This window comes from Vibrio zhanjiangensis (assembly GCF_030161235.1).
Taxonomy (GTDB): domain Bacteria; phylum Pseudomonadota; class Gammaproteobacteria; order Enterobacterales; family Vibrionaceae; genus Vibrio; species Vibrio zhanjiangensis.
Genome location: NZ_BSPW01000037.1, coordinates 1 through 12,978, shown reverse-complemented (window position 1 = coordinate 12,978; position 12,978 = coordinate 1). Strand labels below are relative to the sequence as shown.

At 44.9% G+C, this 12,978-nt stretch carries 10 protein-coding genes, 1 other RNA gene and 1 pseudogene; 6 read left to right on the top strand and 6 right to left on the bottom strand.

Features of this window, described 5'->3' with window-relative positions; genetic code table 11:
* Positions 1–3,480 carry a T6SS effector BTH_I2691 family protein gene (locus tag QQK21_RS10380; RefSeq protein ID WP_284192121.1) on the bottom strand — a complete coding sequence of 1,160 codons (3,480 nt, stop codon included), beginning with the start codon at positions 3,478–3,480 and terminating at the stop codon, positions 1–3.
* Between the two features lie 291 nt (positions 3,481–3,771).
* On the opposite strand from QQK21_RS10380, the gene QQK21_RS10375 reads away from it, so the two are divergent.
* Complete coding sequence (locus QQK21_RS10375) at positions 3,772–3,903, top strand: hypothetical protein (protein ID WP_284192120.1); 132 nt, start codon at positions 3,772–3,774, stop codon at positions 3,901–3,903.
* Between the two features lie 131 nt (positions 3,904–4,034).
* Here QQK21_RS10375 and ffs read toward each other — a convergent pair.
* An RNA gene (gene ffs, locus QQK21_RS10370) (signal recognition particle sRNA small type) lies at positions 4,035–4,131 on the bottom strand.
* A 211-nt stretch (positions 4,132–4,342) separates the two neighbouring features.
* Positions 4,343–5,083 carry a VP0952 family biofilm-associated protein gene (locus tag QQK21_RS10365; RefSeq protein WP_284192119.1) on the bottom strand — a complete coding sequence of 247 codons (741 nt, stop codon included), beginning with the start codon at positions 5,081–5,083 and terminating at the stop codon, positions 4,343–4,345.
* Positions 5,084–5,133: 50 nt separating this feature from the next.
* Between QQK21_RS10365 and QQK21_RS10360 the strand changes: the two genes are divergently transcribed.
* Together QQK21_RS10360 and tesB are read left to right on the top strand one after the other, a co-directional pair.
* A complete protein-coding gene (locus QQK21_RS10360; RefSeq protein ID WP_284192118.1) occupies positions 5,134–5,436 on the top strand; it encodes an MGMT family protein in 303 nt (100 codons plus the stop codon).
* A 192-nt stretch (positions 5,437–5,628) separates the two neighbouring features.
* Entirely contained in the window at positions 5,629–6,486 is an 858-nt protein-coding gene (gene tesB / locus QQK21_RS10355; protein ID WP_284192117.1) for an acyl-CoA thioesterase II, read from the top strand.
* Between the two features lie 6 nt (positions 6,487–6,492).
* Here tesB and QQK21_RS10350 read toward each other — a convergent pair whose 3' ends face one another.
* Positions 6,493–7,467 carry a YHYH protein gene (locus QQK21_RS10350; protein WP_284192116.1) on the bottom strand — a complete coding sequence of 325 codons (975 nt, stop codon included), beginning with the start codon at positions 7,465–7,467 and terminating at the stop codon, positions 6,493–6,495.
* 129 nt (positions 7,468–7,596) lie between these two features.
* Entirely contained in the window at positions 7,597–8,064 is a 468-nt protein-coding gene (locus tag QQK21_RS10345; protein ID WP_284192115.1) for an Lrp/AsnC family transcriptional regulator, read from the bottom strand.
* Positions 8,065–8,182: 118 nt separating this feature from the next.
* Between QQK21_RS10345 and QQK21_RS10340 the strand changes: the two genes are divergently transcribed.
* Positions 8,183–9,247, top strand: a complete 1,065-nt coding sequence (locus QQK21_RS10340) for a PLP-dependent cysteine synthase family protein (protein WP_284192114.1) — start codon at positions 8,183–8,185, stop codon at positions 9,245–9,247.
* A gap of 65 nt (positions 9,248–9,312) precedes the next feature.
* Here QQK21_RS10340 and QQK21_RS10335 read toward each other — a convergent pair whose 3' ends face one another.
* Positions 9,313–10,191 carry a Tim44 domain-containing protein gene (locus QQK21_RS10335; RefSeq protein WP_284192113.1) on the bottom strand — a complete coding sequence of 293 codons (879 nt, stop codon included), beginning with the start codon at positions 10,189–10,191 and terminating at the stop codon, positions 9,313–9,315.
* A 193-nt stretch (positions 10,192–10,384) separates the two neighbouring features.
* Here QQK21_RS10335 and QQK21_RS10330 point away from each other — a divergent pair, with 193 nt between their 5' ends.
* Positions 10,385–10,975 (top strand): TetR/AcrR family transcriptional regulator, encoded by a 591-nt coding sequence (locus QQK21_RS10330; protein ID WP_284192112.1) that lies wholly within the window; start codon positions 10,385–10,387, stop codon positions 10,973–10,975.
* Positions 10,976–11,001: 26 nt separating this feature from the next.
* Positions 11,002–12,871: pseudogene (locus tag QQK21_RS10325) on the top strand (MFS transporter).
* Positions 12,872–12,978: the final 107 nt, after the last annotated feature.

Here is a 12,978-nt window from a genome sequence, read left to right as displayed (position 1 = left end):
TTACTCCTGAAATCCTAATGTGCCGACAACCGGGGTGAGTGATGTTTTAATTGTGCTTTGTTTGCTATTGTCTGAAATTACGCCATAAGTTGCACTTTGTTTTATGCTATTTTGGAACCAATACTCACGCTTAGCTGGGGCATCATCGGCCACATCGTACACCACTTGCATAGCGAGGTATTGGTCTGTTTTTTCAATCGGTAATGTGACCTTATACACCACAGATTCAGCGCTGGCTTCGCTCAGAGGTTGTAGCGTGACTAAGTCAATATTCTTATGCCAAGAGCCGGAGGTCAACTCATCTTCGGTTGCTTGGGTATTGGTACTCACGGTAATCCCACTGGTTGCAGCGCGCCGTGGCAGCTGAATATGCACTTCCAAGCCAACTAGTTCACGATGTGTATAGCCTGGATAGGCCTGTATTTTTTCAATTGGCTGATGGTATAGCGTAGGCTGCTGAATAATGGATTGTAAGTCAAACAGCGCCTGCTGCACTAGTGCTGAATTATGCTTCTCTCTTTCAGGTAAGCTTGCAGATTGGCTCCACTGAGCTCGAGACGGATGCTTACCCCAAGGCAGTTTATCTAACCATTTTTGGAAATCGTCTTGTTTCAGCATATTCAGTTTAGAATTGATGACTAGATAAGCAAGCGTAAGAACAGCTAAGATGGCTGTTACAGGCCCGCCAAAAGTCAAGTTTAGTGCTAATTTTCCAGTGGCCCCTCCATACGCTTGGATTATGCCGACTACCGACATGCCAGATAGTACTGCAGTATTTGCTCTATACAGATATTTTTCAACACCATAAACGTCATTCGCACTCTGCCAAGAACGGTAGGCCTCAATACCCGAAGCCAGTGCACCCAAAGCCCCAGTGATGGCGAGCCATTTATTGAATACCTTTAAGTCATCAAGGGTCAAGTTTTTAAAACCATCTACCTCATCTACCACTAATGCTTTAAGAGTTTTTAACGAGTGCTCTCTGAGTTCGTCAGTCCCCTTAACCTTATCCCATAACTTACCGGTGCGAATCCCTGTCCACGCACTGGCGGTATAAAACAGCTTTTGCTGTATGTCTAAGAATTCATCTGAAGACACCAAGCCAGTATCGGCAATACTGCTTATGGCATCGGCCAAAGCAATGCTGTTAAACAGCAGGGCTAAAAATCCCAATCCGCCAGCGTTCTCGAACAGTTTATGTAAATCATCAGCAGCCCCAGTGATAATCCTTGTTCTTAGCTCAACCGTTGCTTTGGGTAGGTCGTCTGGGAGTATAATTCGCTGTGGGTATTCTAACGTCGTTACTGCTAATGATTTTTTGAGTCGGCGCTGGTTCTTTAAGGCATTTTTATACTTCGCCGTCGCTTTGCGCTGGTTTTGATTCCCCTCAGCAATAATGCGGTTGTTTTTCTTCAGCGCGGCAAGATTATTTTCAATGCGCGTTTTCCAATCTTTGAATTCTTGGGCATAACCGTTGTTAATCGTCACTGGCATCGTTTGTGCCATGCGCTCTGCTATAATAGCCCGCCACTGAAAACTATTTCGAGTCAGTGGTTTGGCAAGTGTTGGCATCAATAAGATTGAGGCTTGAGAGGTGACACTCACACCGAGTTCTAACGTCACCTTTAAAGCCGCTTTGATAGCGGCTTTGAATAAGATGTCGAGCTTATTAAAGCCTTTTGCCAAGTCTTTCAAAATTTCGGTTTCGGCGGTATTTGGGTTGGTGACAAAGTCCATTATCTTGGCATACATGCCCGTTTTATTGCTCACCGATGAAACATGGTCCAACCAACTCTCTTCATCTTCTGCCGATGTTGGCACTGGATCGGGAAGTGATTTTTTCAACTCATTGTATACATCTCGGCTAAAGCCAGAAGTGTAGAGCGGTAATAAGCTGGTCGGTTTTTCCCATTGGCTTTCTGCCCAAGCTCGGTCCTCTTCTTCAATCACAAGGCTGAACGCTTCCACCGCCGCTAGGTGAAGCTGATAAAGACAGTATTGCGTCTCCTCGCTATACAGGTCGAATACTCGCTCAAGATGGTGAGGGGTGAGAGATTCCAACACCGAAATAAAATCACGCTTTACAGAAGTCACATGAGCAAGCATGCTATTTTTTTGCTCTGATAACGCCTGCATTTCACTCAACATTTGTTTCCAATTGAGCTGTTTGCGCCAGCGGTCGCTGGCAATCCACTGCTCGTAGTAACCAAAACGACTGGCGGATATACCATACTTTTCTTGAATAGACTGAGCAATAGCAGACTGGGTATTTTGGCGGGACTCAATCGCACCCGCAGAAAATTGAGCAGGATAACCTGACTGAATCGCCCCTGTGTGGCTCTCGGCTAAATCAAGCTGCGTCGATGAATCATAATAGTCTGCCATATCAGCATAAAACGATAACTCTTCACCATTGCGCTTAACACTTGCGGGTATGCTTATTTTGTCAATTGCCCCAAACATGGATAGCTGCATGGCAGTTTGCATCAAGTTCCATTGGTTTGAATACTGGTCAGTAAAAAGGCGATAAGGGCTGGCTGCTGCTACAAAATGCAGCGACATGTCCTGTATGTCAGCGGCGTAATCTTTTATTGCAACAAAATAGGCGGCCTCGTCTTTAGGGAGCGTTGCCGTTAAATCACTTTCAGCGGCGACAGGTTTAAAGACAGAAACGCCTTCACCTGCTTTGGTGGCGATGGCGGAATCAGCAAAGCGGCCATCATCGATAGCAGAGGCTTCAATGTCGGCCACTTCAGAGAGTTGGTCGATAGGAGCAATATGAGATTGTATCGAACTCGATGTCAATACCACGGTTTGCATGCGGCCAATATAACGACTGGGGCTGTTTACCACAGCAAGGAACATGTTCCATGTCCATCGATGCTCAGAAAAGCAGAGTGACAGAAGGCTGCCGTCAGTATAACTCAGAAACGGACTTGGCGACTCTGGCACTCCCCTCGTGTCGGAATCTGGGCTTTCTGCTACCCCGAGTTTGTAAAGAGTAAATTGTGTCCCTTTCACTTCGTATTCATCAAGGACCTTCCTAACCGAGTCATAAACATAAAGCCAGCCATCACGCACTTGGCGCAGTGTATAGCCAATAGTGTTGAGTTTTGCAGGCCCTTTACCGTGCCATTCTGCTGGTAAACCAAATGGTGAAGTGTCTTCACTATCGAGTTGGTCAATAGCGTAACGCACGGGAATGAAATGTGCAGGCCCAGCTTGTTTTGGTTCATTCCTCTGCGTCATATCAATCGTTCTTGGCTCTGGTTTTGATGGAGGATCGATTTTCTCGGTTCCTCCTTCCCAAAACATACTGGTTTTAGGAGGTGACCCTGCAATATCATTTGAGGGTGCTGTTGAAACTTCAGTTAATGAAGACAAGGTGCCATCTCTTTCATACGCAACAACAGCTTCTTCGTATGTGTAAGGATGGTCATTCCAAAACATGGATGTTTTGGGAGGAAGAGGATTGCTCATAAGCTCACGTTATCGATAAAGTTACTATTGCCCGCAACAAAGCAAGTTTTAGGCCAGCGCTGAGCCCTTATTGAAGCGCTGTTAACGTTATTCAATAAACAAAATATTGTAAGATATTCCAATAAGTTGTTTGGAACTGCTAACTTTTGGTTCTACAGGGAAGAGGAATAGGTCATCGTTAAGAAATCTACGGTAAGAAATCTACGGTAAGACCAATGCTAAAGGGGAAACATCCTTGATTCATACCCAAGATTTACAATCCCCATTTGATATTTACTGGAGAGAAATTTAATGAGCGGCGAGTTATGGATTTACGCTGGCAGTGCCCAAACAACCGATGTCAAAGATACAGAGCCAGTAGCTCTTCACGGGCAATATTATTTAATGACAGCAAATACGTCAAAATTAGAAACAACGAAATAGAGATAAGATAAAGTACTAATATAAACTGAATGCGAACTGCGGAGGACAGTTTTAGAAGTAAGATATTGAGTATATGATGTCAGAGGTGTGTTGCCTGCAAAGACTTATGTTGCAAACATCAAAAGTGGCGGAGACCCCAGCCACATCTCGGCACACAAGTCACTCGCTGCGGCTGCTTCCTTCCGGACCTGACCGAGTTCACGAGCTATTGTTGCGAGAGGACCAGAGCCTCCATAGATTCGCTGCTTGGCATAACCAAGGCGTGAGGCGATTATGTGTCATCGCCGTGACCAATTCAAGCAAAAAAGTGAAATATAGAGGGATTTCCTTTTAAGTGACTAGGAGTTAAGCAACTTACTAAGTTGGCGTTTATTTTTTGACCACGATATTATGCCCATAGGTGCCAAAATCAAAGCCAGTAAGCTGTATTTGATCACGTCTACAGCTCAGTTTCCTCATCAAAGCTGCGTAACACATAATCGGTCATCCACGCAGCCCCTAGCAGGCAAACCCAAACGACAAAGACTGGGTTTGGCACACTAAACCATGGAGTGACGACCAATGTCGCGAAACTGACGGTGGGAAGGGTCCAACACAACAGCTTACTCCAATTAAAAGTTTGTGCTTTTCTAATACTTTGCACGCAACCAACGATGCCGGTTAAACATAACGCGACAACGGCTGAGTCTCCATAACCGGTCAACCACAAAGGTAATATCAATCCTAATGCCCACCAGCAATGCTTTTCACTGGGTGGCCAACCTTGCACAGCCCACCAGATCACTGTCACCGATAGCGCTTGAACCAAAGTCATCATTGGCTCACCGGTGAGCTTTCCTCCCGCTTGGGTGATCATCACCCCTACTTGCAGCGTCACCACAACCAAAGAAACCGTCACAAGCACACCAACACTGCTGCGCCTTGAAAACACCACCATCAACAGTGGAAACAAAATCCAATGGCTCAGTGACAACGAAATCGGTTGATACGGTAACGTCAAACCATAAGCCGAAACGGCAGCCATCAAAACGATGCCACCTACGACTCGCTGTGGAAATACCCACATAACGGGGATGAGTAAAGCCAATAATGAAATGTCTTGCTGAGTCGCACTGACGGTCAACGCACACAATACCGCAAGCAGACTTGTGATCAAAAACTGAAAAGTAGAAAATACCAAGCCCTCTCCTTATCCATTCCTTGGAAAAATCGAATTAGGACACATTCAGTATGGACCAGTTTTTGATACAAATCTTTGCGGTGATTCACCAAATTCCAAGAGGAAAGGTCGCCACTTACGGTGATATTGCCGCATTAGCTGGTTATCCTGGGTATGCTCGCCATGTAGGTAAAGCACTCGGAAACTTACCAAAAGACTCCAAATTGCCTTGGTTTAGGGTGATCAATAGCCAAGGAAAAATATCGCTCACAGGCATAGATTTAGCTCGCCAAAGGGCGTTATTAGTTGCTGAAGATATTGATGTCAGCTGCGAAGGTAAACTTTCTCTTAAAAAGTATCGCTGGCAGCCTTAATAAGCGCTTTGTTCTGTTTTCATTTGCGTTGGTTTATCTCCCGCTTAGACAAGCTGTAATGGCTCTGCAACTCAGCACCATTTTCCTTTCCATATCGCGTAAAAACTTGTCTCACTTTTGGCTTAATTTGCTGTTTAAGTTATCAATTTATGCTTAAATAAACCTATATTGACCAAATTATTAGGGTATAGAATGAGCCAACCTTTAGACGAACTGCTTGAATTACTAAAACTAGAAAAACTGGAAGAGGGTCTGTTTAGAGGTCAAAGTGAGAATCTTGGTTTGCCTCAAGTTTATGGCGGACAAGTGATTGGTCAGGCTCTTTCAGCCGCACGCTATACTGTCGATGACGACCGTACCGTTCACTCATTTCATAGCTATTTTCTCTACCCGGGCGATCCAGAAAAGCCGATCATTTACGATGTTGAAACACTTCGAGATGGCCGCAGCTTTAGTACACGCCGCGTCAAAGCGCTGCAATCAGGCCGGCCGATTTTTTATCTCACCGCGTCATATCATGGTGAGGCGCCCGGTTTCGAGCATCAAAACACCATGCCTGACGTGCCCGGTCCGGAAAACTATCTACCGGAGTCTGAACTTGCAAAAAGTATCGCTGACCAGTTACCTAATAAAATAAAAGCTGCGTTCTGTGGCGAAAAACCGATAGAAACGAGGCCAGTTAACGTGATTAACCCTCTCAAACCACACAAAGAAGAACCCAAGCAATATCTGTGGATTAAGGCCAATGGTACCGTGCCAAACAACCAATTGATTCACCAATATTTACTGGGTTATGCCTCCGATTGGGGCTTTTTGGTCACCGCCCTGCATCCGCATCAAGTCTCTCTTATGACACCTAAGTTTCAAGTGGCCACCATAGACCACTCGATTTGGTTTCACCGCCCGTTCAAAATGGATGAATGGCTGCTTTATGCAATAGAAAGCCCAACGGCGAGTAACACTCGAGGCTTAGTTCGCGGCGAGATTTATAATCGCCAAGGCGATTTAGTGGCATCGGCCGTCCAAGAAGGGGTTATGCGATTTAAATAAGCATCACTAATGCGTGTGGGCTCTCTCAAGACTGTAACCACTGAAGCTTGAATTGGGCGAGCCTTTAAAACAGTTAATCACCCAAGGAAAAGTGTCGGTTACATAGTAACCGTACTGACCATCGACCGTCATACCATTGCATTCGTCCAGATCTCCCAGTGCAACCGTATACTCCCAGTCTCCACGAAATTGCCCATCGTAATTGGCACTGACGACGTTGCCGCCAACCGTAGGTGCAGTATAAATACCGACATCGACACGCGCGCCCGATTTGAGTTGATAACTCGACGTTGCTTTTCTAACCTGCCCTGAAGAGCTATCGGTAAAACAGCTACCGTATATGGGAAATCCATCTGCCGCAAAACCAATCACAGGGCTGGCTTGTTTGCCTGCGCAATCTTGTATGAACATCGCCACCGGATTACCGTGATAATGGTACTCACCTGTTGGCTGCACGTGGGCGTTATGGATATCTGTACCAAAGCTATTTAATGACGACATGGGATCATAACGCCAAGGATTGTTAATTTGGTCCTGCCCACACCCTGTTTTTTCATCTCCCACGCCATAACAAGCCGCAGCCAGTAAATCTAGCTTGACCCCGTTTAGCAAAATGGCTTCTGATGTTCCTAAGCTCAGTGCAGTTGAGCTGCCGCTGATCGATGGAGAGGCATCAAAGTAATACTGCACATTTTGCTCAGTTACATTGGTCGCAAAAGACGCACTCGCGTCATTAAAGTCATGATTGGGAATTGCATTAGACTGGATAATACACTGACTGCCGCTAGAGGATATGGTCACTTGCCCCGTAAAGAGCAACGAACGCTTGATATCGCTGACGGAAGAAAAGAAGCTGCCGATATATTGTTGGCAATCGCCTGAAAGATTGACAAAAATCCGGTTAGTGATGTCTTCACTCGTTGTGGCCGTTGTGCCACCTTCTCCACTATTACAACCGACTAAAGTGGTCACTAATGTCATGCAAACCCAAGTGCCTAGCCTAACCATAATCATGTCTCTACCAATATTCCCTTTGTAAAATATTAGTAGAGACTGTAGGAAGTATTTTTGCCTTTACCTGAATTTACTTATCTATACAGTCCCTGACATTTATTCGATCGGCAGCGCCGTTGTGTATTTGAGTGGCTCCATGGCGAAGGTGGAGGTGACATTCACTATTCCTGCAACACAATTAACGAGCTTTTTATAGAAACCATCAAAGCACTGCATATCCTTAACTTGTACCTTCATCATGTAATCGTATTCACCCGCCATACGATAAAACTCCATCACTTCAGGAAACTCATTCACAGTACCGACAAAGTGACTATACCACTCATGAGAGTGGTCACTGGTTTTGACTAACACAAAAGCAGTAAAGGACAAATTGAGCTTATCTGGGTTTAGCAGCGCCACACGCTTTTCGATAATTCCAGACTCTTCCAATTTTTTCAGCCGCTTCCAGCAAGGTGTGGTTGTCAAATTTACCGATTCAGCTAAGTCACTGAGTGACAAAGTACTGTCTTGTTGCAGTAGCGCAAGTATCTTCTTATCCACTTTGTCGAGCTCTATACTCACAAATACACTCTTAGTAAAATAAATTTCTCCAAATAAAGCAGAAACACAGAAAATAGGCAAAGCTTTTCTCCTATTTTATAGGTAAAGTATTAGCTTTAGAGCCCAAGGATGGTAGAAAATGTGCAAAGATCACAATTGGATTAATAATGCGATAAAAAAAATTGACGCTGACTTTCAACGATCAGCCGACACTCATCTTATCAAGCTTGATTTACCATGCATTGCTGGTATTGATATTTATCTAAAAGATGAAAGTACACACCCAACCGGCTCCCTTAAACACCGTCTAGCTCGCTCTTTGTTTCTCTATGCCCTTTGTAATGGTTGGGTTGGCCCTAAAACAACCATCATAGAGTCATCATCTGGAAGCACCGCGATTTCAGAAGCCTACTTCGCCCGTTTAATTGGTCTACCTTTTATTGCGGTGATGCCAAAATGCACAGCCAAAAAGAAAATCGAACAAATAGAGTTTTATGGTGGCAAAGCGCATCTCGTCGATCGCTCAGACCAAATTTATGCAGAATCAAGTCGATTGGCTCGTGAGCTTAATGGTCACTACATGGATCAGTTCACCTACGCCGAACGAGCGACCGATTGGCGAGGAAACAATAATATTGCCAATTCAATTTTTAGCCAAATGAGGTTGGAAACGCATCCCGTACCAAAATGGATCGTGATGAGCCCAGGCACTGGCGGCACATCGGCAACTATTGGGCGCTTTATTCGCTATCAGCAGCATGCAACCAAACTTTGTGTCGTCGACCCTGAAAACTCCGTTTTCCATGCATTTTTTAACAGTGGAGATTCAAGTATAACCAGCGATAAAGGCAGTAAAATTGAGGGCATAGGCAGGCCACGTGTTGAGCCTAGTTTTATTCCCGGCGTCATAGACGAAATGCGCACCATCCCAGATGCGGCTTCTATCGCGACAACTCATTGGCTTGAAAAGGTGCTAAGTCGGAAGGTGGGTGCTTCAACTGGAACCAATCTATACGGCGTTTTACAACTCGCGAGTGAAATGAAATCTCGCGGAGAAACAGGCTCTATTGTCACTTTGTTATGTGATAGCGGCGAGCGATACCTTGATACCTACTTTAACGCCGCTTGGATTAAACAAAACATTGGTGATATCGAGCCTTACCTCACCAAGCTAGACCAGTTTGAACAAACGGGACAAATTTAGCGTCTAATTCGCGTACAAAAACGCCCGAGCGTGTTGCTCGGGCGTTTGATTGGACATTGCGAAGTTTAACCTTGTATACCAACGATTAACCAAGGTGCATTCTCAACAGTCAGGTCGCGCTCCAAATGCCAAATATCTTCAATGCTCTCTTCGATATTTTCAACCGCATCTCGATAACGCCCACTAAACTGAATGCTCAGCTGAGCCCTGCTTGCGTCGTGATCGGCGCGAACAATTTCCGCGTCTACGTACATGACATCGGTGTGCTGTTCACCTTCGAGTTTTGCACGCTCTTGTTTAAGGTCAGCAAACAAACTGGGTGAGACATATTCCTTAATCGTGTCTAGCTCGTTGTGGTTCCACGCACCTTGAACAATACGGTAATGCTCACGCGATCCATCGATAAAGGCAGCTTGATCAAAGCCTGGGGGAAAATTGTAGGGTACGTCTGATGGCGCGCCAAAACCAAATCCACCTTGCGCACCCGACTGGGGTTGCTGCTCAAAATTGTGAACATTAGGTTGTTCAAATTTTGGCGCAGATCCGCCAAACGCAGGTTGCTGCTTCTGCTGGTTCATACTGCCTTGCTTGGCTCCAAGCAGCCCCTTCATTAGCTTGAAAATAACAAATGCGATCAGGCCCATGATAAGAATATCCATAAACTGAATACCCTCAAATGCACCACCAAAGAAAGCAGCTAGAAGGCCACCAGCCAAAAGACCGCCTAGTAAACCGCCCATTAGGCCTTTTTTGCTTGAACTTGGCGATTTGGTCGCCTGATCTTTACCTAGGGTATTGGTGTTTTGCTGTTGCTGCTTGGGAGCAGGTGCGGTTTTGTAGCTTTTACCAAATGACTTGCCACCACCAAACTTTTTCGCTTCAGCGATTGGAGTAATGGCAACCGATACCATTAGCAGGGCAATAAGGGAAAAAAGTCGTTTCATAGTTCGCCTTAGGGTTTCTCTCAATGAGGTAATCATTATACTAACTCTGCTATAGTAGCCTTTGTATCACAAGAAGAAAACACCGTGAGTGAAGAGACATGTATCAAAGTGTTGCAAATTCAGTATTAGGTCAGTTGCGATATGCTAGGAGCCTGATAGAATATTGAACATTGTTCATTTTTAAAGTTTCGCCATGGCCCGTAGAAACGACCATACGCGTGAAGAACTTATTTCTCTCACGTTAGACACCGTTAAGGATTTCCTTAATGAAAACTCTTATCACGAGCTCAGTCTGCGCAAAGTTGCGAATATGATTGGCTATGTACCCAGTACCTTGGTCAATGTTTTTGGTAACTACAATTTGCTTTTGCTCCATGCCGTTGCACAAACGCTTGATGAACTCGCCTGTGAAGCAAAATCTGTTGTTGAGCAGAGCCCTGATACCAAAAATGCCTTATACCAACTTGCCTATTGCTATCATGATTTTGCTCAAAAACACCCCTACCGTTGGCAACTTATTTTTGAGCACAACATGAATGGTGAGCAACTACCAGAGTGGCAAGCCGAAAGAATTGCTAATATGACAGGAATGCTTGAGCAGCTTTTATCTCTATTGGCCCCCCAGCGCAGTAAGCAGGAAGTATTACAAGCAAGCCGTGTGCTTTGGTCGGGCGTTCATGGGATTACATTATTAAGTGTTGATGACAAATTTTTTGCTGCAGAGCCCATCGATGGTAAAAAGCTGATAGAAAATCTTCTGTCGAATTACATTGCCAACTGGTAAGCCCATTCTAAAGGAACAGGAAAGTCATGCCAAAAAACCAAACTTCGCTGTTAGGAAAAAGGCGATTTCTTCCTTACTTTGCCACACAGTTTTTCGGTGCATTCAACGACAATATTTTCAAAAACGTCTTGTTATTGTTTGTTGCTTTCGCCGGCGCAGATGCGCTACCCATTTCCAGCGATCTCTTTATCAATCTCGCCGCTGGATTATTTATCCTCCCTTTTTTTCTTTTTTCGGCATCGGCTGGTGTATTGGCTGACAAATATGAAAAGTCATGGTTCATACGTAAAGTCAAACTGGTTGAAATTGGCATCATGTGTCTTGGTGCTATCGGTTTCATTACCGAAAGCTATATCATCCTTCTCATTTTGCTGTTTTTGATGGGCACACAATCGGCCTTCTTCGGCCCAGTCAAATACGCGCTCCTTCCTCAACAACTCAAACCACAAGAGTTGGTTTCTGGTAATGCACTGGTAGAAACGGGTACATTTTTGGCCATTTTGTTAGGTACGTTAGGGGCAGGCGTTATCGCCTCAGCCGAAGGCGCAAAATATATAGCAGCCGTGAGTGTGGTTGTGTTTGCTTTATTGGGCTACGTAGCGAGCTGCGCTATTCCTGCAGCTGAACCAAGTGCGCCGAATTTGGAGTTTCGCTGGCAACCTATCAAACTCATTCGCAATACCTTAGCGATAGCAAAATCGAATCGCTCGATCTTTCATGCCCTCATGGCCATCAGTTGGTTTTGGTTTTTGGGTGCCGCCTATCTCACACAGTTTCCCAACTTCACCAAAATTTACCTCAATGGTAGCGAAAGTGCCGTTTCCTTTCTTTTGGCACTTTTTTCAATCGGTATTGCTGTGGGGTCACTGGCATGTGACAGATTGTCCAAACACCGTATTGAACTCGGTATCGTGCCACTCGGCAGTATTGGCATTTCAGTGTTTGGGTTCATTATGGCAATATCTGTCCCCAGCCAACTCCCTGAAATGAAAACTTTTGAAGATTTTATTGGCTACTCTCCCCTTTGGCCTGTATTTGCATCACTGCTGATGCTGGGTATCTCTGGAGGCATTTTTATCGTTCCCCTATATGCCTTTATGCAGCAGCAAGCTAAAGTCACTCAACGCGCTCAAGTTATCGCCGCCCTCAACATCTATAATTCCCTGTTTATGGTTGGCAGTGCTGTATTGGGTATTCTATGCCTTACGTTAATTGGCATGAGCATTCCAGAATTGTTCTTGCTTCTGGCCACGATGAATATACTCGTTGCCCTCGCTTTACTCGCTCGTGTACCTATACGCACTGTTCGCTTTATTGCATGGGCAATAACACAGCCTATACCGAGTTAAACATAAAAACTTGCATCACTTACCTGAAAAAGGCGGCGCATTGATTGTGTGTAATCATGTTAGCTACATGGACGCACTCCTTCTAAGTGGAGCCTGCCCTAGGCTAATTCGCTTCGTGATGGAAGAAGAATATGCCAATCTTCCCCCGCTACGCCGATTCCTTAAAAAAGCAGGAGTTATCCCGATCTCAGCGTCCAATAGAGGTTCAATCAGAGAAGCATTTCGTGAGATTGATAAAGCCCTTCAACAAGGGGACCTTGTGTGCGTTTTTCCTGAAGGTCAATTGACAAGTACAGAGGATATGAACAAATTTATGCGCGGAATGGACATCATCATACAAAGATGCCCAGTGCCAGTTATCCCTGTAGCACTCAAAGGTTTGTGGGGAAGCTATTTTAGTCGCTACAAAGGAAAGGCTTGTCGTGGTTTACCTTCTCGATTTTGGTCTAAATTAGAGATTGAGGCAGGGAAGGCAGTCAAACCTACCGATGCGACACCTGAACATATGCATGCGGAGGTATCTAAATTAAGAGGTGACTGGAAATAAATGAGAAATAAACATCTCGGCATTCTTACCCTATTGTTCAGATTTTTGTCATTACTGAGGGATCTTGACGGGATAAATACCATTCGACTCTGTCGTATCCTTACATT